General features: G+C 67.5%; 21 protein-coding genes and 1 pseudogene. 8 read left to right on the top strand and 14 right to left on the bottom strand.

Translation table 11 applies throughout. From position 1 onward, the window contains the following. Window positions 1-338 precede the first annotated feature (338 nt). Both AB0H43_RS27075 and AB0H43_RS27070 read left to right on the top strand, forming a co-directional pair. Window positions 339-938, top strand: a complete 600-nt coding sequence (locus AB0H43_RS27075; protein WP_360003718.1) for a hypothetical protein — start codon at window positions 339-341, stop codon at window positions 936-938. Next, the gene (locus AB0H43_RS27070; RefSeq protein ID WP_360003716.1) at window positions 935-1759 is read left to right on the top strand and encodes a hypothetical protein; all 825 of its coding nucleotides are present in this window, start codon (window positions 935-937) and stop codon (window positions 1757-1759) included. The genes AB0H43_RS27075 and AB0H43_RS27070 overlap by 4 nt, the downstream gene beginning before the upstream one ends. Window positions 1760-1786: 27 nt before the next feature. On the opposite strand, the gene AB0H43_RS27065 is transcribed toward AB0H43_RS27070, so the two are convergent. Next, window positions 1787-1915, bottom strand: a complete 129-nt coding sequence (locus tag AB0H43_RS27065) for a hypothetical protein (RefSeq protein WP_360003714.1) — start codon at window positions 1913-1915, stop codon at window positions 1787-1789. A gap of 45 nt (window positions 1916-1960) precedes the next feature. Between AB0H43_RS27065 and AB0H43_RS27060 the strand changes: the two genes are divergently transcribed. Then, window positions 1961-2599 (top strand): DUF4190 domain-containing protein, encoded by a 639-nt coding sequence (locus AB0H43_RS27060; RefSeq protein ID WP_360003711.1) that lies wholly within the window; start codon window positions 1961-1963, stop codon window positions 2597-2599. Between the two features lie 460 nt (window positions 2600-3059). Here the strand turns inward: AB0H43_RS27060 and AB0H43_RS27055 are convergent, their stop codons facing one another. The 5 genes and pseudogenes from AB0H43_RS27055 to AB0H43_RS27035 form a co-directional block, all read right to left on the bottom strand. After that, entirely contained in the window at window positions 3060-3533 is a 474-nt protein-coding gene (locus AB0H43_RS27055; protein WP_360003709.1) for a PH domain-containing protein, read from the bottom strand. 79 nt (window positions 3534-3612) lie between these two features. Beyond that, entirely contained in the window at window positions 3613-4443 is an 831-nt protein-coding gene (locus AB0H43_RS27050; protein ID WP_360003706.1) for a transposase family protein, read from the bottom strand. 566 nt (window positions 4444-5009) lie between these two features. Beyond that, entirely contained in the window at window positions 5010-5396 is a 387-nt protein-coding gene (locus AB0H43_RS27045; RefSeq protein ID WP_360003703.1) for a hypothetical protein, read from the bottom strand. Then, window positions 5393-5857, bottom strand: a pseudogene (locus AB0H43_RS27040) (transposase); the annotation flags it as partial. The gene AB0H43_RS27045 and the pseudogene AB0H43_RS27040, both read right to left, overlap by 4 nt. A 450-nt stretch (window positions 5858-6307) precedes the next feature. Beyond that, window positions 6308-7180 carry a LysR substrate-binding domain-containing protein gene (locus AB0H43_RS27035; protein ID WP_360003700.1) on the bottom strand — a complete coding sequence of 291 codons (873 nt, stop codon included), beginning with the start codon at window positions 7178-7180 and terminating at the stop codon, window positions 6308-6310. Between the two features lie 119 nt (window positions 7181-7299). Between AB0H43_RS27035 and AB0H43_RS27030 the strand changes: the two genes are divergently transcribed. Beyond that, complete coding sequence (locus AB0H43_RS27030; RefSeq protein WP_360003699.1) at window positions 7300-7788, top strand: redoxin domain-containing protein; 489 nt, start codon at window positions 7300-7302, stop codon at window positions 7786-7788. A gap of 31 nt (window positions 7789-7819) precedes the next feature. On the opposite strand, the gene AB0H43_RS27025 is transcribed toward AB0H43_RS27030, so the two are convergent. After that, window positions 7820-8809 (bottom strand): aldo/keto reductase, encoded by a 990-nt coding sequence (locus AB0H43_RS27025; protein WP_360003696.1) that lies wholly within the window; start codon window positions 8807-8809, stop codon window positions 7820-7822. A gap of 450 nt (window positions 8810-9259) precedes the next feature. Continuing rightward, window positions 9260-10378 carry an FG-GAP-like repeat-containing protein gene (locus AB0H43_RS27020; protein ID WP_360003694.1) on the bottom strand — a complete coding sequence of 373 codons (1119 nt, stop codon included), beginning with the start codon at window positions 10376-10378 and terminating at the stop codon, window positions 9260-9262. Between the two features lie 350 nt (window positions 10379-10728). On the opposite strand from AB0H43_RS27020, the gene AB0H43_RS27015 reads away from it, so the two are divergent. Next, window positions 10729-11250 (top strand): hypothetical protein, encoded by a 522-nt coding sequence (locus AB0H43_RS27015; protein ID WP_360003691.1) that lies wholly within the window; start codon window positions 10729-10731, stop codon window positions 11248-11250. 237 nt (window positions 11251-11487) lie between these two features. Here AB0H43_RS27015 and AB0H43_RS27010 read toward each other — a convergent pair whose 3' ends face one another. From AB0H43_RS27010 to AB0H43_RS27000, 3 genes are all read right to left on the bottom strand, one after another. Next, window positions 11488-12825, bottom strand: coding sequence for a hypothetical protein (locus AB0H43_RS27010; RefSeq protein WP_360003689.1), 1338 nt, complete (start codon window positions 12823-12825; stop codon window positions 11488-11490). 75 nt (window positions 12826-12900) lie between these two features. Continuing rightward, window positions 12901-13587, bottom strand: a complete 687-nt coding sequence (locus AB0H43_RS27005; RefSeq protein WP_360003686.1) for a 2-phosphosulfolactate phosphatase — start codon at window positions 13585-13587, stop codon at window positions 12901-12903. A gap of 7 nt (window positions 13588-13594) precedes the next feature. Further along, a complete protein-coding gene (locus tag AB0H43_RS27000) occupies window positions 13595-14215 on the bottom strand; it encodes a hypothetical protein (protein WP_360003684.1) in 621 nt (206 codons plus the stop codon). Window positions 14216-14388: 173 nt separating this feature from the next. Here AB0H43_RS27000 and AB0H43_RS26995 point away from each other — a divergent pair, with 173 nt between their 5' ends. Next, entirely contained in the window at window positions 14389-14856 is a 468-nt protein-coding gene (locus AB0H43_RS26995; RefSeq protein ID WP_360003682.1) for a YciI family protein, read from the top strand. Window positions 14857-14982: 126 nt separating this feature from the next. Then, complete coding sequence (locus AB0H43_RS26990) at window positions 14983-15837, top strand: alpha/beta hydrolase (RefSeq protein WP_360003679.1); 855 nt, start codon at window positions 14983-14985, stop codon at window positions 15835-15837. A gap of 12 nt (window positions 15838-15849) precedes the next feature. Here AB0H43_RS26990 and AB0H43_RS26985 read toward each other — a convergent pair whose 3' ends face one another. Then, the gene (locus AB0H43_RS26985; RefSeq protein WP_360003676.1) at window positions 15850-16839 is read right to left on the bottom strand and encodes a hypothetical protein; all 990 of its coding nucleotides are present in this window, start codon (window positions 16837-16839) and stop codon (window positions 15850-15852) included. 165 nt (window positions 16840-17004) lie between these two features. Here AB0H43_RS26985 and AB0H43_RS26980 point away from each other — a divergent pair, with 165 nt between their 5' ends. Further along, a complete protein-coding gene (locus AB0H43_RS26980; RefSeq protein WP_360003674.1) occupies window positions 17005-17925 on the top strand; it encodes an NPCBM/NEW2 domain-containing protein in 921 nt (306 codons plus the stop codon). Between the two features lie 7 nt (window positions 17926-17932). On the opposite strand, the gene AB0H43_RS26975 is transcribed toward AB0H43_RS26980, so the two are convergent. Together AB0H43_RS26975 and AB0H43_RS26970 are read right to left on the bottom strand one after the other, a co-directional pair. Then, the gene (locus AB0H43_RS26975) at window positions 17933-18595 is read right to left on the bottom strand and encodes a GntR family transcriptional regulator (protein ID WP_360003671.1); all 663 of its coding nucleotides are present in this window, start codon (window positions 18593-18595) and stop codon (window positions 17933-17935) included. Continuing rightward, window positions 18592-19419 (bottom strand): DUF4438 domain-containing protein, encoded by an 828-nt coding sequence (locus tag AB0H43_RS26970; protein ID WP_360003834.1) that lies wholly within the window; start codon window positions 19417-19419, stop codon window positions 18592-18594. The genes AB0H43_RS26975 and AB0H43_RS26970 overlap by 4 nt, the downstream gene beginning before the upstream one ends. Window positions 19420-19421: the final 2 nt, after the last annotated feature.

The raw sequence follows: 19421 nt of genomic DNA, 5'->3' as shown, positions 1-19421 counted from the left end.
CGTGCGTCTGCCGCTCGCCGTTGACCGCCGCGACCAGACATCGTCCGGCCACGCGCCCATCTCCAGCAAGGGGCAGGGTGACGGTAGTCAGTGGGGGCCGTTGGTGCACGGCGAGGAACGGCTCGAGCACGTGCTGCGCGGGTCAGGGCGACGCGGCCGCGGGTCATCGGTTCGGTTGCCCGACCTGATGATCAGGCCGTCGACCTGGCGGTCGAGCAGGCGGCGTCCTGCTGGCCGTTGGCGGCATTTCACAGACGCCTTCATGCCCGCGGAGTTCATGGTCATCATTGCGACGCAGGGTCACGAGGAAGGCGGATTCGCCGCTACCGTCGTCGCTCATGACGACTCCTACCCGCCGTCTCGGCACTCTGCTGACGGCAGCGGCGTTGCTGCTGGCCGGATGCTCGCAAGCCGACTGCACGCCGCCGGCCGGTACGCCCACCGCAGTGGCGTCCGCACAAGCGTCCAAGAAGCCGAACTACGGCTTCGGCCTGCCCGGTGGTGATCGCTCCGTCGATGCGAACGTCGAGAACGCGATCTACGACGAGCTGGACGGCGACCACTGCACCAAGGCGCAGGAGCTGCTCGACGAGAACTACAAATACCTGGCCGAGCCGCGTGACGTCATCCTGTTCCAGGCCGGGGTCCTGCTGTGCCGGGGCAAGACGTCCGACGCGCAGAAGATTTGGAACTTGGTCGCGCAGCATAAAGATCGGTATCCGGCCGGTTGGGCCGGTGTGTCGTGGCGGACGGGCGAGAGTTCGGGCAAGGGATATTCGAGCTGGCACGTGTGCGAACTGTTCCGCTCCGTCTCTAGCACCCTCAACCGCAAGTCACGCGACTCGATCAGATGTGCCGTCCGCAAGTCTGATGCGCAGCCAAGCGCGTATGAGGAAAACTGGCTGACCTCTCCCGACAATCCCCGCGAGGCATCGTGACCGAGACATCCGCTCCCGCCGACACGACCACCACCCGCGAGCTGTCCCGGCAACTGGTTCTGTTACTGGCCAACGTCACCGTGATCACCGCCCTGCTCGTGTACTTCGGATGGCGGCGCGCGGAGTCGCAGGCGGCCGCCCTGGGCATTGACGAGTCGATTCTCGGCATGAGCACTCGGGACTACCTGTTGCGCAGTGTGGGACCGGTACTGCAGTTGTTGCTGGCCATCGGCGTCGCCGGGCTCGCAGCGGTCGCGGCCGACCGGGCCGTCCGCGCCAGGGTCGCGGCCGGGTGGCAGCCACGCCGCTGGGTGCCGTGGCTGCTTGCCGCCATCGCCATCGCGCTTCCCGTTCTCGTGTACGCGACCAGATCTGTATGGGACGAGGTGGCCTTCCAGTTGTTCCCAGTCACGCTTGCGGCGGGGCTCGGTCTGCTCATTTATGCGTACCGGCTTCGGTTCCAGCCCGAGCCATCGCCGGCGATGCAGCTATTCGCCGTCCTCATCTTCGGGGTGCTGTTGTTCTGGACCGCGTCGAACCGGGCCGAGGTGCTGGGCAACCAGCTCGCCGCTGACTACATCGCCGGAAGCGCCACGGAGAAGATCTCCGTCGAAGTCTCCAGTGACAAACCGGTGGCGCTACTCGAGGATCCCTCGATCCTGCGGAACCACGACGGCCGGTCCTACCGGTACGCCGGGTTGCGGCTGCTCGACCGCATCGACAAACGCGTCTTCGTCGTGCCGGAGGGCTGGCAGCCGGGCAGCGGCCCGGTCGTGGTCCTAACCGACGACGGCAGCCTAACCTTCGGCTACGGCCGCTGACCGGACCGCGGCCTCTTCCTGGCCGGCCTACAGCACACCCATGTGGCGGGCGAGTTCCAGGGCTTGACCGCGGTCGTGCACGCCGAGCTTGAACGGGGACCGGGGCGGCATACGTCCGCACAGGTGCAGCCGACGGACCGATCTCGTGTCATGCATGGCGCCTCTTACCTTGCAACAACACGTCCTGTAGCGTCGCACGCCGTGACCTCACATTTTGGCCCGGCCGAAGGACGCAAAGGCGTTATCGATGCACCAGACGGCACGAACGGACTGGCGGTCGCATCGCTGGCTCTCGGCATCACCCCCGCTGGCGCCGGCATCCCCGCCGTGGTCCTAGGAATCGTCGCGCTGCGGCGGGTGACGGAGACTGGCCAGCGAGGCAAGGCTCAAGCTATTGCGGGCATCGTGTTGGGAGCAGTCTGGGCCGTCCTCTTGGCCATGGTGATGTTCGTCGGCCTGCCCTCACGTGAGGCTACACGTGATGCGTCGGGCCGCATCGTCGCCGCTGGTGCTATCCCGATCGGGTCCCTGCGAGCGGGTGATTGCATCAAAGAGTACGCGGCGGGGTCCTCGCTCACCGAGCTACTTGGCGTTCCCTGTACCGAGTCACATGTGGCCGAGGTTGTCGGCGAGTTCGAACCGCCTGAGGATCGTCGGGGACTGTTCTTTGTTGAGGAGGTGGCGAATAAGTCATGCAAGGAGATGTTCCTTACGTACGCTCCCATCGTGAAGGACGACCTGCCCAGAATATGGTTCATCGAACGATATGACGGTGGCCAAGCAACAGTGGTCTGTCTGTGGTATCACGAGCAGACGCGGACCGGCTCACTACGGGCCTGAACTAGGTGCCTCCTATTGCCTCGGCATTTGTCCGGGGTGATCATCGCCGGTCGGGTATGTCGCCGACACATACGGCATGGCGGTTCGTTGTCGGAACGGTGAGTTGTTTGATCCCGTTGGCGCGGGCTTATTGCCCGATGTTGACTTCTGCGTCGAGGTTGCCGCCGACGTCGATGGCTCCGCGTGGGATTCGGACTCCCCATCGCCTGCATGTCGTCAACAGTGATATCGCCACTCGCGGACACCATGGAGACGATCTTGCCGTTCCGAACGTCGAGGCCCACTCCGCCTGTCACCCAGCGATCTTTTTCCGGCCGCTTCGGTGTCGGTCTTCATGGCCATTGAGCCATTCCGCGCAAGGTCCTGATCGCGGTCTGTGACTATGTGATCGTCCGATCACGACATGCCGCATGTTGCGCTGCACGGGATGTACGTGAAGCCCGCGGCCGCTCAGGAGGCTTCATTCAGCCGCGTGGGCTGCGACCAGTTCGCGGATTCGCACAGCCCACTGCTCCGCGCCGGCGGGGCTGTTAGCGAAGAGCCAGATGCCAGCCAACCGAGTGCCGCCTGCATACATCTCGTGCTCGATCGTGCTGGATACGCGGTACGCCGGGTGGTAGATGAGGGCCGGGAAGTAGTAGTACTGGCCCCGAAGACTCCTCATTTGGGCGCTCGTCACACCGGCGATCTGCGGCCAGGCGAAGGTGCGAGTACGCAAGACTCCGCGAACGAGCAGACCCCGCGAAGTGGCGAAGACGCCGACGCGGGTCAGCCGGATCGCCGCGACGACACCGGGTACACCCACCGCGAGAGCGAGCGCCCAGCCGCCAGCACTGGGCGTGCCCTCCTGCGAGTCGAGCAAGAGCACGCAGAAGAGTCCGACGAACGACATGAGAAAGAGCGGCATCCAGATGTTCTGCCAGATGCTTCGCACCGAGGCTCCGCCCACTGATCAAGGGTATCTATCCCGTGTCAATGAGCCTCTCCGCCCAGGTTCTGATTACCGAGCGTGGTTATGTGGTGCGAGCGTGGTCGACGTGTAGTAGGACGGGTGCGGCGGCGGCGATCTTGCCGATGACGTCGGGTGACAGGCTGATCCGCCGGAGCGCTTTGAAGGTGGTCTTGAGTAGGGAGTTGGCCTGTTCGGCGCGGGCTCGGGCGTACGCGTGCAGCCAGTTGTGCTGGCGTTGGGCGTCGGTGAGCTTGCCGCCGTCGGGTTTCTTGATCGGCAGGATGAAGACGTCGGGTTCGCCTTCGTAGCCCAGGTCGGCCAGGGCGGGCAGGTCGTCGTCGGTCCACTCGCGCAGGGCGGGCAGCATGTCTTCGTGGGTGCGCAGGCAGGTGGTGTCGTGTTCGCGGCCGGGGCGTACGTCGGAGGCCCAGATCGGCCATCCGTCGGGGGTGGACACGATCTGCACGTTCCCGCCGTGGTGATGATGTTTTCCGCTCCACCACAGGTCGACGCCGGGGGTCGGGCCGGGGATGTGGCAGCGGTCGGTGCTTAGCAGCGTGCCGTCGACGTTGATGTGGGTGTGTCCGGCCATCTTGGCGGCCAGCAGCGCGGTGTGCAGGCTGGGTTTGCGTTCGGCGAGCAGGTCGATGCCCTCGTGCAGGTAGTCGTAGGCGGTCGAGCGGCTGATGCCGTTGTCGCGGGCCAGCTGGGCCAGACGGGTGCCGTCGAGGAACCAGCGCAGCACGAGTATGGCCTGCCTGAAGCAGCTGAGCGCGCGGGTGCCGGTGCGGGTCCCGACCGCGCGCCGGTGGGCGTGCAGCAGGCTCGACAAGAACACTACGGTCTCCCGGCGGACATCGAGCACGGCGGAGTATGTGACACTGGAGGTCACGCGAAGCCCCTGTCTGTGAAGTTGATCAGTGAGATGACCACTTCATACAGGGGCTTGCCTATTTTGCTTGCAGGGCAACGAGTTTGGCGTGTCGCAGGTGGACGCTTACCTAGCGTCACAACGCGTTTGCTCGGAAGGCTCATTGCCTTCTTGGACACGTAGGCGCGGACGCTGCCCGCCTTTGTGATCCCTTCAGCAGCCTCCGATTCCTCCGTGAAGTCCGCGCCGCGGTTGAGCAGTGCCGTCAGGTCAGCCAGGTTTGTCCCTGACGGCCTTGGCGAAGCTGGAGCCGTTCGAGCATCCAGCGCCCTTGCCGCACGCCTCGAGAGGGCGTCCTACGTTTCAAGCTCGCCCGATCCGGTGGTTCGTCGAACCGGTGAGGCCCATGGGTCTGGGATATGGCGTAGAGGGAGTTGTCGATGGATGGCTCATCAGACTTGGCCGTTCCAGACCCTATGACGCCACGACCGCTGATTGGGACATGCGACCTAATCACCGTGTAGGACGGTGTCCGGCGAGGTAGGGGATGAATTGTCAAGACCTGTGGATGGGTCCTTGGTCTGGGCCTACCTCGGATCGTTGGTTTGCCATGGATAGAGGAATTGGTCGGGACTCAGTTGCCAGGTCTGCAGCATCGCGGTTAGTTCAGGTTCGCCTTCCGCGTTCGCTTCCCTGATCAGGACAGCGCCGATGTCGTAGTCGAAGAGGTCGACAAGATCGGCTTCGTAATCCCATTGCCGTAGGCGGAACGTGCGGGCGTGGTCGGGGCGCCTCCAGCCCTGCGCCTGGGCGTCGGTGTCGACGGGGCCGGTCGACGGCGTGATGTCGACGAACGCGCGTCGGCCCGGCCCGGAGGCCGGCACCTCGGCGACCAGGCGCTGACCGAGCCGCAGCGCAGTCAGCTTGTCGGTTGGCCGCTGCTTACTGGCGGCCGAGCGTGGCGGCGTGTTCATACGGCGGCCGCCTGGCACGCTCGCTCAACGAGGTGACCGTTAACGAAGGTCGCACCGGCACGGACGAGGGCGACCAGGTGCGGGGTGTTGACCGCCCGCCACCGGTCCCGGGCCGATTCGATGAGCGTGAACGCCATGGCCAGGCCTGCGGCGCGGCTGCCAGGGCCTTTGGTGACACGGGTGCGACGCCTGACGGTGGCGAACGTCGACTCGATCGGGTCGGACGTGCGCAGGTGCACCCAGTACTCGGCGGGGAAGTCGTAGAACATCAGCAGCATGTCCAGATCGTCGGTGACCTTCGCGGTGGCCTTGGTGAACTTGGCTCCGTAGGCGGCGGCGAATCTGCCGGCCGCGGCCTGAGCGTGGCGCTTGTCCTCGGCGTTGTAGATCTCAGCCAGGACGGCCTTCGCGCCGGAGTGTGCTGACTTGGGCAGCGCGGCCAGGACGTTGGCGGTCTTGTGAACCCGGCACCAACCACGCGCCAATATCCAGGATACGGAAGGGCCTTGAGCGCCGCCTCAAGGTCGTCGATGAGATCGGCGTCTTCAAGCTCCAGCAGTTCGTCCTCGTCGAGTTGCGCCAGATCACGATCAAGCGGGTTCGTCAGCGTCGCCGCTCCCTTTCTGGACCCCGACTAGGCGACAATGGCCTGCGCACCCATCTATCCAACAAACCTGACGGGCCCGGTAATCGTCAACACGATTCCGAAGATCACGGCCAACACCGTGTGCTATATCGATAACCGGCGCCACCACGACGCTTCTAACGGAAGCCCATGACGCCCATGACGATGACTAGCAGTCCCAAGATGACTAGGTGCCACGGTTCCCAGTGGTCGCTGCGACCGCCCGCAAGAAGCATCTCAATCCCTCTGACCTGGAAATGGCTGCCGGCACCGGCGTGCGAGTAGATCACGCCGTGGCTTGGGTGCGCAGGGAGGCGGCGGTCTGGATGAACGACCGCACCAGCGGGTTGCGGCTCCCCCGCGTCCAGGCGATCACTAGGTGGCTCGGGGGCACGCCTTTCAGCGGTACGCATACCAGCCCGTCGGGAAGCGTGTCGGCCAGTGGCATGAGGCCGATGGCACCGTTCCACAGTACCGATTGCAGGCATTCGCGCAGGGTGCGGATGACGGGGTCGTCGTTGTCCGTACCCTCGGCGGCAAGCGCGTTCCAGTAGTCCCGCCATATCGCGTCGGCGTCGTCGGGCAGTCGGAACCGGCGGCGCGTCGCCAGGTCTTCGAGGCTGAGGACGGTCTGCTGGGCCAGCGGGTCGTCGGCGCGGACGACGACGCCGATCGGATCGGTACGCAGAACGTGGGTGGCGATGCCGGTGTCGTCGAACGGGGTCCGGGTCAGCGCGACGTCCACCTGCCCGGATTTCAGCCCGCAGGATGGGTCGGTGAGGTCGGCCTCCCGCATCCGGATGTGCACGCCGGGGTGGGCGGCCCGGAAGGCGGTGACCAGGTGGGGTCCGATCTGCTCGGCGCTGTCGGCGAGTACGCCGACGACGAGGGTCGGGGTGCCGGCGGCGGCCGCCACTCGTTCCGGGATGCGGTCCGCCTGCGCGATGAGCGCGCGGGCTTCGGCATAGAGCGCTTCTCCGGCCGGGGTGAGGCTGACACCGGCCGGTGACCGGTGCAGCAGCAGGTGGCCGAGCCGGGTCTCGAGGTCCTTGACCGACCTGCTCAGCGGCGGCTGGGCCATGTGCAGCCGCCGCGCGGCCCGGCCGAAGTGGCGTTCTTCGGCGACCGCGACGAAGTAGCGCAGGCTACGCAGGTCCATGAGCGGCAACGATACCGGCACGGTATCGGGCCGACCGAGTTGGTCTTGGACGCTCGCCGGTTCCGTCGGGTGGACTGGTCACCGCACGACCGATCATTCCCTTCCCGGAGGACACCTCGATGCCGCCCGTACTCGGCCTTCCCTTCCCCGCCCTGTCCGTCGTCGACCCGGACGGCCTCCGGACCGATCTAGAGCAGGTCCGCGCCGGTCGTCCCGCCGTGCTTTTCTTCATGCGCGCGCACAACTGCCTCGTCTGCCTGCACCATGTCCGGGCGCTGGCGGAACTGCGCGACGCGCTCGCCGAGCGCGATGTCGCGCCGGTTGTGATCGTGCCGGGTGAGGCCGCCGACGCCATCCGGGTTCAGCGGAAGGCCGGCGGCCTGCGGGTGGTCTCGTCCCACGGTGACGCCGCGCACCGGGCCGTGGGTCTGGAACGGCGGCTGCTGATGCAGCACAGCGGCACGTTCCTCGTCGATTCCGGCGGCCTTTTGCGGTACGCGCGGACCGGGGCGCTGCCGACGGCGAGTTTCGATCGGGGCGAACTGGTCGCCGCGGTCGCGAAGCTGCCGCTGCGATCCGATGCCGAATCCGGCACTCCGCAACGCTGAACCCGATCCGTCCGGCCACCGCCGCAGCGCCTCAGCTGGTACGCAAGTCTGATAGCAGGTCCTCGACCTCGGCGAACTCGCGTGCACTGAGCGGGCCGAAGGTGAGCGCGGCCGCGTTCTGCTCGACCTGGGCCGTGTCACGGAATCCGGGGATGGGGATGGTGGTCTGGCTGCGGGCCCACAGCCAGGCCAGGGCCCCCTGGGTCGGGGTGCGGCCGCCCGCGGCGAACACCTCTCGTAGTGCCTCGACCCGGGCCTGCCATCGCGGTGCCGCCGCACCGTCGTGGAAGTACGTCAGCCATTCGTAGCCTTGCGAGCGCACGTCGTCGGCGGCGACTTTCCGGCCGTCGGCATACTTTCCGCTCAGCAGTCCCATCGCCAGCGGACCTCGGTTGACGCCGGCCTGCTCCGCCTGCTCGCAGCACGCGACTATCCGCGGGCGGTCGGCCAGCACCGACATGTCGTACTGGATCGCGGTGCAGTGCGTACCGGCTGCGGCGAACGCTTCGGCGCGCTGCGGATCGTCGGTGCTCCACCCGTAGGCGCGGATCTTCCCGGCCGCCACGAGGTCCTCCAGCGGCTCGATCATTTCGAGCGCCTCTGTGACGGGCAGGTCGCCGAGGTGGAGTTGGTAGAGGTCGACGTAGTCGGTGCCCAGCCGCCGTAGCGACCCTTCCAGGCAGCTGCGCAGGTAGGCGATGCTGCTGTCGGCTCCGCCCGCCTCCCTGGTCGCCTCGTCGAAGGTCCAGCCCCATTTGGTGGCGATGACCACCTGGTCACGGTCACCACCCAAGGCCTGCCCGAGCACCGTCTCGCTGTGGCCGGCGCCGTAGCTGCTGGCCGTGTCGAAGAAGGTCACTCCCAGGTCGAGAGCCCGCCTGATCGCGCGGATCGATTCGGCGTCGTCGACGTGTCCCCAGCCGTACTGGTTCGCTCCCCCGGCGTACGGGCCGCCGATGGCCCAGCAGCCGAGGCCCAGGGCGCTGACCTCGATGCCGCTTCGGCCCAGTACTCGCTTCATCGGTTTCCCATCCATGCTGTTCCGTCGCTCCAATTGGGAGCGCTCCAATGCGTACGGGGGTCACTATGCGACCTGGAGCGCGCTCTAGGTCAAGCGGAACAGCCGGCAAGCGAGTCCGGCCGGACCCGCCTCTCCCGCAGGCCGTCAGCGGACTTCGCAAGGAGCGCCGCCAGTACGCCAAACGCCTCCACAACCGGCGTCAGGCCCGGCATCTCATCAGCGGCGCGCAAGACCTCGCCAACGCCATCGCCGACGCGCACGGAGACGAGACACCGGAGGTGGACCACGCCCGCGCTGAGATCCGCCGCCTGGGAAAACGGAGCTGAACGCACTGCGCTGAGCCGGCTGCGACCGTCAGGTGAGGGACGTGATCGTCAGCGCGCAAGCGCGTCCGCCGAGCTTCGGGCGAGCTGTGATGGACGGCGACCGAGGCCGCCGTCCATCTGCGTCCTACATGACCTGCTTGAACGTGCCCCAGCCTTGACCGATCTGCTTGCTCGTCGCACTGGAGATGGCGTTGCCGTTGTTCGGGTAATAGCGCAGGTACCCGCCGGAGTCGACACCAAGGATGTCAGCGTGGCCATCGCCGGAGAAGTCCGAGGCGAAGACGTGCTTGAACGTCCCCCAGCCCTGGCCGAGCTGAACCCGCGTCGACGTCGAGATGGTGGTGCCGTTCTTCGGGTAGTACCAGAGATATCCGCCTGAATCGACGCCGAGGACGTCGGACTGCCCGTCGCCGGAGAAGTCGGCTGCGAAAACGTGCTTGAACGTGCCCCAGCCCTGGCCGAGCTGGACGCGCGTCGTGGTCGAGATGGCGTTGCCGTTGTTGGGGTAATACCAGAGGTCGCCGCTGGAGTCGACGCCCAGGATGTCGGCGTGACCGTCGCCGGAGAAGTCGGCCGCCATGACGAACTTGAACGTGCCCCAGCCCTGGCCGATCTGGCGACGCGTCGTCGTGGAGATGGCGTTGCCGTTGTTCGGGTAATACCAGAAGTACCCGCCGGAGTCGACACCAAGGATGTCAGCGTGACCGTCGCCGGAGAAGTCGGCCGCCATGACCTGACGGAAGGTTCCCCAGCCTTGGCCGATCTGCACGGTGGCGCCGAAGACTCCGCCGTTGTTCGGGTAGAAGAGCATGTCACCGCCGGAGTCGACGCCGATCACGTCCGCCCGGCCGTCGCCGTTGAAGTCGGAGACCTCCCCGGGCTGCGAGCACCCGTTGTAGCTGGTGATATATCGCGCGGCGCTGTAATCGGTGGTCATGCCCGAGGGCACGCCGTTGAAGTACGCCTCGGTGCGAGCGCCGTCGCGATACTGGACGTAGTGCAGGTGGGGTCCGGTGGAGTCGCCGGTGCTGCCGACGTATCCGATCCGCTGGCCGCGGGCCACCGACTGGCCCTGGCTGACGCTCGGCGCGTACTGCATGTGCAGGTATTGGGTCTGCCAGCCGCCGCCGTGGTCGATCATCACCCACCAGCCGCCGCTGTCTCCCCAACCGGCGAAGGACACCGTTCCGGAGGCTGACGCGAGGATGGCGCGGCCCAGGCTGTTGCCGCTGGAATGCGTCATGTCGATTTTGTAGTCGCCGTGTCCTGGATAGGTGTCCATCAACCAGCGATCACCACAGGGAAACGGCAGTTGGAACAGCGGTCGAGTTCCGGCGGCCGACACCGGCGCGGGCAACGCCGATGCGGAGACCACCAAGACGGCGGCCAGAAGTACGCGTGCGAGGGTACGAAGGGAGGGTCTGAACATGTAGGTGCCCTTCCGTTCTCGTCGAGCCGGGCGTGGAATTGCGATTCAGTTTCGCGCCGGATCGATGCGCTGTGACCCAACGAAATCGCGGGGCTCCGGCTGGCGTGGTCGAGCAAGGGCAGGCGGCGAGGGTCCATGGCCTGCTCCCCCGTGGTCGGGTTGACATGGGTGGCGACGATGTCGTGGTGAGACGTTGGCGGCGCGTGAATCCAACCGGTCCAGCACAGTGGCTCATCCTGGGCTTTGGCGCGATCATCCTGGCGTTTGCCGCCGCGTTCGCGCGCAGTGCCGTCCAGCAAGGGTTTCGCGCGGTGGAGGCAGCGTTCGTGGGCGGGTTCTTGACGTTGATGCTCGCCTACGTCTGGCGGATGTATCGCACCGGCATCTACGTCCGGGCCCGGCAGGTCCGGGTGGTTCGCGTCCTGCGGACGCGGACGCTCCCGTGGGCTGACGTGGCGGAAGTCTATAGCCGCCCCGCCCGCATTTCCGGGCTGGCGACGGTGCGGGACGCGATCGTTGTGAGGCTGGTGGATGGGACGGAGGTCGAAACGCCGGTGCAGCGGCAAGCCGACCGAGTCGTTGGGCCGCGCAAGACTGTCGGTCCCATCCTCACCGATGAACAGTTCGCCGAGACGGTAGCCTTTCTGCAGGCCACACGCCTTTACGCGGCCGGCCCGCAGGAATAGGTGCCCGGGGACTGCAGTGACTAGCCGGTTCATGGGTGGAGCAGCACGGCTGCGTGACCGGCTGCAACGGCGTGGCATCGGTTGTGCCCTGGCCGTGGCAGCCGGTTCGCGGGCGGCGCCGGATCATGGAATGCTGCCGCACTCTCGAGGCGACCAGCCCGCGCTGGTCGCGCGGCCGGTGGCGGCGCGGCTCCCTGGCGGGAACCGCGCCGCTTCGACATGCCCGGCGGCCGCCGGTTACAAGGTGGGCATACTGAAGGAGCTGTTCCAGGCGCGGAGGCCCTCCAGCTTCGTGTAGTAGGAGGTGCAGTCGTCACCTGCGGTCACATTGCCGAGGGCCCGTACGTATCCCGGCCGACCGCTGATCCCTTGATACACCGCACCGCCGGAGTCCCCGCCTCGAGTGGTGTTGCAGTCGTAGACCCCGTCGTTGTTCTGGTCGGATCGGAAGATCGCGATGTGTGCGACGTTCGCGGTGCCGCCGGAGTACGCAACGGCGCAGGTGCAGTCGGTGTCGACGACGTACTGACGACAGATCTGTGCCGTCGTCCAGCCGCTGGTGCAGATCGCCGCGCCCAGCACCGGCGTGGTCCAGCTCGCCGCTCCGACGGGAAGCGAGGTGCAGCTGCCGGTCAGGTTCGCGCAGTTGTAGACGTAGGGCGCGTACGTGGATCCGGACATGATCGCCCAGTCTCCGTAACGGTCCTGCGTGCCGTCGCTGGTCGAGTCCATGGTTCCGGCCAGGGTCGTGGTGTAAAGGTTGCCGAAGTAGTAACTCGAGCTGGGAATGGGGGTCGCTGTAGTGAATGCGCTGGCCCAGGCTCGCGGGTGCTGGGTGCTTCCGGGCAGGCAGTGACCGGCGGTGAGCATGTATCGCTGGCCGTCGAGCACGACCGGGAAGCTGGTGGAGCACCAGCCGCGCCGGCCGGTGTGCGCGACATTCCACATGTAGATGCCTGCGCCGCCAAAGTGCGCGGCGGTGTCGCGTGAACGATCGGCCTCGGCGGCCTTGGGCACCTCCATGTGCCGGAACACCACGGCATCGCCGAAGCGGGCCTTGATGGCCTTCCGCGCGATGACGGAGTCGTCGACCGCGTAGACGACGGCGACGCCGCGGGCGGAGTCGGTGCCTACTCCGGTGACCTTGTCGGCCCAGGTTCCGGCTCGCCACAGGTTTTCGAGGTCTGCGCGGACCTTCGTCAGCTCTGCTCGGCTTCGCCCGGCGCGTTGGACGCGTACGGTCGGTGCGGCACCGGCTTGGGAGAACTGGGCTGCTTCACGTTTGATCACGCTCTGCGCCGCGGCGGCGTCGGCGTTCGGTGGGATCGTCAGTGTGATCGCGTTCGGACCGTCGATGCGTACGCCTGCCATGCCGTCTGGTGTTTGGTCGACTATGGCGGCGAGGCGGTCGGCGAGGTCTTGGGTCTGTGTCGTGACGGATCCGGGTGGGCTCGGGAAGGGTTCGAAGTGGATGTCGGCACCGTTGCTCGACGCGGCCGAGGCGGGCGTCGCGGACAGCAGGATGGTCGCGAGCAGGAACCCGATCGCGACCGTCTTGTATGGAGGGATGTTCATGGGATCGAAGCTACCGGGTTCTTCCCCGTCGTGACTGGTCTCCGCGAGCGTCCCGGTCGACGGTCACACGGAACGTCAGGAGATCGCGTGCGGGCGCAGGACCATGAGCGGGCCGTCGGATGCTGCCACCATGGCGAAGGGAAACCGGTCAGCCTCCAGGCACAGCGCTACGTCGTCGACATGAACTCCTGGCAGGCCGCCGCGCGCCCCGTCGTGCAGATCGGCGGCGGCGCGAGACTCGGCGGCCCGGCGAAGGAAGTCAGCCGCGTCTATGTCGGTCCCGGCTGCCCTGCCCGCAATGTATTGGGCGCAGGCCAGGTCTTCATCGGCCTGTCCATTCTCGCCGGTGACCACGAACGTGACAGAGCGGTCTTCGCACGTCTGGAGCAGCTGGGCCGTCGCCTCCGCCACCACGAAACTCGCGCACAGCAACAATGACGCATCTTTGGCGGCGTGGACGCCTACGGTTCCGTTGGTCGTCTTCTGCACGACGGTCCGTCCGGCCACGTCGATCGACGTCAGCAATGCGGGCGAGTTGACGGCGTCGAATCCGGGTGCGGGTGGACCGTCTTTGAGGGCTACCCAATCCGGATGGCGTTCCTTCAAGGCGAGTGCTTCATCGAGTGATTCCGCAAGCACGATCTTCTCCGCCCCCTGATTGAACGCCCAGGCGGCCACGGTGAAGGCGCGCAGGACGTCGATGACGACGGCGACGGACTGGACGCGGGTCAGCTCGGCGATACCAGCGAAACGAACATCCATTCCAAGATCATCGCTCATGCGCGCCGGCCTCAGCCGACCGGCCGCGACCCGCCCACGCGTCCATCTGGATCATCGCCGCGTTGACCGCCGACACTGCCTGGTTGATCAGCGCGGCGTAGTCGACCACGGCGGACCGATACAAGATCACGATGCGCCGATCGGCGTCGTCCAGCGGTACACGCCGCTCGGCCCACAACGAGATCACCCGGTCGCGCAGTGCACTGACCGACCCGAACGCCATCTCCAGTTCCCGGCCTGCGCCTTCCACCGCGGCCAGTGCCAGCGCCAGGTCGGGCGGCAGTAGCGCCACCGGCTCACCTCGCAGCAGGGACCCCAGGTCGGGGCCACGAGCGCTCACCGTGTTGACGGCAGCATCCCATTGTGGGCCGGTCAGATCTTCGCTCGTGCGCGCGGCGAGCCAGGCGTCGAGCGCCGCGAGCTGTTCCGCCAGTACGTTGTCGGCCACGTGCGACGTCTGTGTCTCGGCGCGGAACAGCGACGACAGCTGCCGGATGTGGGTGCGTGCCCAGTGCCGCGTCTGCCGTCGTTGACGCAGTTCCTCGGCCGCGAACGCCAGGTACGCCCCCAGAAAGACGGTCGCGAACTGAACGATGATGTCCACCAACATCCACGCAGGCTACTGTCGATCCGCCGCGCCGACTCCCCTGCTCGACTCGTTGACAGATCAGCCCGGCGAAGATTCGGCGAAGATTTCTGGCGGAGGGTTGTCGGATCTGCCGGACGCCGTTCGTAGCGTAGGCGGGCGCGGACACCCGGTCCGGCCGAGCGGAGGGAGCCAGCATGGCCGAGTACCTCATTTACTTCAACCAGCAGTGGGTGGGCGACCACAGCGAGGAGTGGTTCCGCGGCCGCGGGCCGCTCTCCAGGGCGGTCGTCGAGGAGATCAAGGCCGCCGGCGCCTATGTGTTCGCCGGTGGGCTGGAGGAGGAGGACGGACCTGTCTTCAGTGCCGACGCCACGAGCGGAACCTTGTTGTTCACCGACGGGCCCTACGTCGAGACGAAGGAGTTCCTCGGCGGGTTGACCATCGTCGACGTGCCGGACGAGCAGACGGCGAAGATGTGGGCTGAAAATCGCGGAGGCGTGTGGCTGGCCGCAGGAGGTTCGCCGCTTCAAGCCTCGGGGCCCAGCGCGCGCAGCCTGATGAGCCGTCGTTCTGGGCACGGAGAGCACGCGCCGGGCCCAGAAGTCCTGCACGAGGCCAGTCAGTCCGCCGACGTGTGGTCTGGTACCGTCGCGGGAACGTGACCGATCCGTGGGAGGTGAGACCCATTACCGCAGTAGCAGGCCGGGTGCTCCCCCCTCGTCACGGCTGAACGGCTCCTCTGGGACAGGACCGTCGGAGCGCCCCTGTGGCATCCGAAGGGAACCCAGATGAACACCTACCGCACGCACGACGACGCCGACCTCCACTACGACCGGATCGGCACCGCCGCCGGTGAGCCGATCGTCGTCCTCGCCGGCGGCGCCGCCGCCCATCCGTCCTACCTAGATGACTTGGCCGGGCTGTCGGGCGTACGCCCACTGGTCGTCCCGCATCTGCGCGGCGTCGGAAAGTCGCCGTTGCCCGCCGATCGGCAGGTCGCCTCGTTCTGGCGGCAGGCTGAGGATGTCGAGCGGCTGCGTGAGCACCTCGGGCTACGCCGGATCGTGTTGCTGGGCCATTCGGCCGGTACGCGGCTGGCGATCGCCTACGCAGCGCAGTTCCTGGCGTCCGTGGGCGGGCTCGTGCTGGTCACACCGCCGACCGGCTACCTGGTGCCGGGCGGTCCCGGGGTCGATCAGGTCGTCGACGCCCGGCGCGGCGATCCCGCCTTCGACGCCGCCTACGCGGCCTGGCAGACCGGCCCGGAGCAGCACGACGACGACGGGCTCACCGACTGGTACGCCCGCATCGCGCCGATGTCGTACGCGAGCTGGGGTCCGGCCGAGGAGGCGCATGCGCGGAAGTTGCGCTACAGCTATGCCGCCAACCGGGCGTATTTCAGCGTCGACCCGCCGGCTGATCTCGCGGGCCGGTTGGCGCGGGTGGATGCTCCGGTCCTGGTCGTCGCCGGTGCTCAGGGCACCAGTGTCGGCGTCGGCCCGGCGACGAAGCTGGCCGGGCTGTTCGGTTCGGGGCAGATCGCCGTCATCGACCGCAGTGGCCACTTTCCGTGGTTCGAGCAGCCGACGGCGTTCCGGGCCGCGGTGGACGCCTTCCTGACGCGCCTTCGCGACCAGACGTGACGACCGGATTCATCACCCTGTCGTTCCACGGGGATGGACCTCGTCGCCCGGGTCGGGATCGAGCAGCAGCCCGGTGTGGAATCCGATGAACCGGTACGCCACCTGGCGCAGCGGCCAGGCGACCCAGGGTCGTTCGTCGTCGGCGATGGTGCGGCCGTCGGCGTGCGAGCCGGTTCCCAGAAGCAGCCAGGAGTCGTTCGTCGAATAGACCCCGACGACGGTGCCCGACGACGCCGACGGCAGCAACGCGCGCACGCTGCGGGCGGCGTCGTTGCTGCCGTAGAGCACGGCCCACAGGCCGGCGACGGCGTCGCTGTCGTCGGTGCGGTACGCCACATGCAGGGCCAGGATGCAGTTCTCGGCGTTCAGCAGCGCGTCGTCGGGCAGTACTCCGTCGCAGCCGCGCTGGTTCGCCGTCGTGGTCCGGGTGAGGACATCGTCGTTCATGCGCAGAACGGCGGGGAAGATCTCCTCGGCGTTCGTCCCGGTCGAGTCTGTGGCGGAGACCGCCACCGGGATGGCGGCCAGGATCAGCACCGCGCCCGCGGCCGTGGACGCGACGGCGAAGGTGCGGTTGACGGCTGGCGCCTTCTGGGCGATGACGGCCAGCAGGATCAGCACGAGCAGGGTCGCGCCGAGACCGCCGAACGCCCACATGAGGCCGTCGATGAACTGGTCGGCGCCGGGTCCTTTCACGAGGTCGGACAAGCCCCGGCTTCGGCGACCCGGGATGAACGACATCGCCATCAGCACGGCTGCGATGGTGATCCCGAGCAGCACTCGCTTGGTCGTGTTCCCCGCCCGCTTGTGCACCAATGCGGTCGCGGCGATCAATCCGGCGGGCAGCGCGATGACCAGCCAGCCCGCGATCACCATGCCCTCGGTGGAGCACGCCGACAGGTGGCACGCGCCGCTGACGTATGCCGGGCGCAGGATGGTGCCGAGGAAGGCGTACGCGACGACCGCCGCCATTAGGCCGCCGATGACGGCGACGGCACTCAACCAGGCCCACCGGGACTGCTTCGTTCGCGACGCCTTCGCAGGCCGGCCGATGGCCGGCTGACCTGTCGCCGGGTGGGTGCCGGCTGGCTGGATCTTCGGCCGCTTCGGGGTTTTCGGCTGCTTCGGGGGTCGAAGCCTCTTGCGCCCGACGTGCTGGATGGGACCTTGATCAGCCACGGCTGCACCATAGCGTCGGCGAGCAAACCGGACCACGGCCGCCCCGGCCGGAGCGTGAGCGACCGCACGCCGGAGAGGGTCAGTCTGCCGGTCGGGTTACAACCGGCGGATCACCGCGACGACCCTGCCGAGGATGACCGCATCGTCACCTGCGATGACAGCGAGCACTCCGGCCCGGGCCGGCAATTGAGCCATTGCGATACGATCTGCGCCGTGACCGAGCCGGAGTCGTTCCACACGCGACAGAACGAGGGACAGCGCAAGCCCGGTGACGCATCTGTGAAGGTGGCGTGGATCGGTGCGGCTGGGGTGGTGGCGGCCGCTGCGGTCACCGCGATCGCCGGCGTCGTCGCCGGCTTGATTCATCTCGGTCCGGACAAGGAAGTGCCCGGTGACGCTCGTGCGGGATCGGGCAATGCCACTGCTTTGGACCGGCCGTCGCCGTCGGCGCTGGACAGTGCCAGTCCGAGTTCACCCGCCGGCCAGGTCGCCGGTGCGACCTCTCTCCTGGATGTCGCGCTCGTCGGCCCTGAATACCAGCGCGGCTTCTCGCCGGGCACTCGCAAGGTCAACGCCGTCGAGTACGAAGACGTCTACGCCGCGGACCTGGTCTGTTACGTCGTCGGCACCGCGGCAGGCGACGAGTTTCAGCTGGATCGTAAATACCAGCGTCTGGTCACCAAGGTGGGGCTCGGCGATGCCGGCACTGCCTCGGGTATCCGGGTCAAGTTCACCGTCGCGGTCGACGGCGCGGCGGCCCGGTCGGTCACGGTCACCCTCGGGCAGGTCAAGACCCTCGAGGTGGACGTCTCCGGGGCGTTGCGGATGTCGTTGACCGCGGAGATCCTGAACGCCGCGGATTGTGAAGGGCATGCCGCTGCGGCATGGATCGCCCCCACGCTGACGTGATTCGGTGTCAGTCGCCGAGCACGCCTGCCTGCGCCATGTCGTCGACCGTGCCGAGGTAGTGCTCTTCGAGCGTGGCGACGATCTGGTCGATGTCTCCCCGGCCGAACACGTCGATGACGAGCTGGTGCCGCCGCACGGCTTCACCGAGGTCGATGTGCTGACGGTCGATCGAGGAGCGCATGAGCGCACCCATCTGCGCGTCGAGCATCCGCCACAGCGAGCCGAGCCGGTGCCGCCCGGAGGCGTCGATGATGCAGCCGTGGAACTCGGTGTCGAGGTCGACCATGCTCGCCACGTCGCCGTCCTCGGCGGCGGCGCGCATCCGGTCGAGGACGGCCTCCATCTGCCCGAGCATCGTGCGGCGCTCGCCGACGCTGCGGGCGGCGCCGGCCTCCAGGACGAACCGGGCGTAGCAGGCGTCCCGGATCTCCTCATAGGCCATCCGCGTGACGACGCTGTGGCGGCGGGGCGAGATGTCGACCAGGCCGTCGACGGACAGCTGCCGCAGTGCCTCCCGCACGGTGGAACGGCTGACCCCCAGCTCTTCGGCGAGGTTCATCTCGATCAGCCGCTGCCCGGCGGCGAAGTCGTTGTTGAGGATCCGGCGCCGCAGCAGGAGGTAGACATTCTCCGGCAGGGACCTGTGCAGGACGGTCGCTGGATCGGTCATGGCCGGAAGTGTAGGTCGTCGGGGGTGAGCATGGGCAGGGTGTCTCCGGTGATCGTCACGGGCAGGCGGTCGGCCGGTCCGCAGAGGATGGGCATCATTCCAGGGCCGTGGCCGGGCTGGGGGCTCCCGCCGTGCACGATCAATCCTACGGTGCGAAATCCGCGACGATAACCGGCGTTGTGCCGCACGTCGAGGTCGTCGACGGCGACGAGGTCGCCCAGCCGCAGTCCTGCCAGGCCGGCCGCGGCGGCGGTCTCGGCGGTGACCTGGAGGTCGATGTCCCACATCTGCGCCGGCCGGCCGATGCCGTTACCGGCCAGCGCCGACGGCACCGTTGCGCGTACCGTCGCTTGAACCGCAGTGGGGCCGACGGTCAGCGGAAGCAGCCCCAGCGCGTCTGGATCCGCGTTGAGCAGGTCCACCCCGGGCAGCTGTGCGCCCTGACCGGCGGCGCGGACGGTGACCGCGTCGCCGGGCGTGAGCCGCGCGAGCACGTCGTCGGGGAAGACGACGATGACCCGGCCTGCCTCGCCGCGTTTGCCGAGCACGAACCCGGTCGCGCCGGCGGCGGCCCCGGAACGCACGGTCGCGTGGTTGCCGAAGCAGGCGAACGCGGTGAGGGCATGCCGGGCCGCCTGGTCCGCGTGGGCCAGGGTGAGGCCGGGCGCGGCATGGTCCGCGTCATGATCGAAAACCCCGTCCCCCAGGTGTACGCCGAGGACGACGCCCGAGTCGGCCAGCGGCACGTAGGGGCGGCCGTCGACGTCGATGAGGTAGGGGGAGGCCGGCATGGTCGGGGTCTCGATCACTCCGGCCAGGTTCATCG

Origin of the sequence: Hamadaea sp. NPDC050747 (genome assembly GCF_040654195.1) — a bacterium.
Classification (GTDB): domain Bacteria; phylum Actinomycetota; class Actinomycetes; order Mycobacteriales; family Micromonosporaceae; genus Hamadaea.
The sequence above is the reverse complement of the archived record's forward strand: the minus strand, read 5'-3'. Positions and strand labels throughout refer to the sequence as shown.

What these genes read in the sequence shown, in the direction of transcription:
- AB0H43_RS27075 (WP_360003718.1), top strand. Translation starts at nt 339, where the DNA reads ATGACGACTCCTACCCGCCGTCTCGGCACTCTGCTGACGGCAGCGGCG.
- AB0H43_RS27065 (WP_360003714.1), bottom strand. Translation starts at nt 1,915, where the DNA reads ATGCATGACACGAGATCGGTCCGTCGGCTGCACCTGTGCGGACGTATG.
- AB0H43_RS27045 (WP_360003703.1), bottom strand. Translation starts at nt 5,396, where the DNA reads ATGAACACGCCGCCACGCTCGGCCGCCAGTAAGCAGCGGCCAACCGAC.
- AB0H43_RS27035 (WP_360003700.1), bottom strand. Translation starts at nt 7,180, where the DNA reads ATGGACCTGCGTAGCCTGCGCTACTTCGTCGCGGTCGCCGAAGAACGC.
- AB0H43_RS27030 (WP_360003699.1), top strand. Translation starts at nt 7,300, where the DNA reads ATGCCGCCCGTACTCGGCCTTCCCTTCCCCGCCCTGTCCGTCGTCGAC.
- AB0H43_RS27025 (WP_360003696.1), bottom strand. Translation starts at nt 8,809, where the DNA reads ATGAAGCGAGTACTGGGCCGAAGCGGCATCGAGGTCAGCGCCCTGGGC.
- AB0H43_RS27020 (WP_360003694.1), bottom strand. Translation starts at nt 10,378, where the DNA reads ATGACGCATTCCAGCGGCAACAGCCTGGGCCGCGCCATCCTCGCGTCA.
- AB0H43_RS27015 (WP_360003691.1), top strand. Translation starts at nt 10,729, where the DNA reads ATGGGTGGCGACGATGTCGTGGTGAGACGTTGGCGGCGCGTGAATCCA.
- AB0H43_RS27010 (WP_360003689.1), bottom strand. Translation starts at nt 12,825, where the DNA reads ATGAACATCCCTCCATACAAGACGGTCGCGATCGGGTTCCTGCTCGCG.
- AB0H43_RS27005 (WP_360003686.1), bottom strand. Translation starts at nt 13,587, where the DNA reads ATGGATGTTCGTTTCGCTGGTATCGCCGAGCTGACCCGCGTCCAGTCC.
- AB0H43_RS27000 (WP_360003684.1), bottom strand. Translation starts at nt 14,215, where the DNA reads ATGTTGGTGGACATCATCGTTCAGTTCGCGACCGTCTTTCTGGGGGCG.
- AB0H43_RS26995 (WP_360003682.1), top strand. Translation starts at nt 14,389, where the DNA reads ATGGCCGAGTACCTCATTTACTTCAACCAGCAGTGGGTGGGCGACCAC.
- AB0H43_RS26990 (WP_360003679.1), top strand. Translation starts at nt 14,983, where the DNA reads ATGAACACCTACCGCACGCACGACGACGCCGACCTCCACTACGACCGG.
- AB0H43_RS26975 (WP_360003671.1), bottom strand. Translation starts at nt 18,595, where the DNA reads ATGACCGATCCAGCGACCGTCCTGCACAGGTCCCTGCCGGAGAATGTC.
- AB0H43_RS26970 (WP_360003834.1), bottom strand. Translation starts at nt 19,419, where the DNA reads ATGAACCTGGCCGGAGTGATCGAGACCCCGACCATGCCGGCCTCCCCC.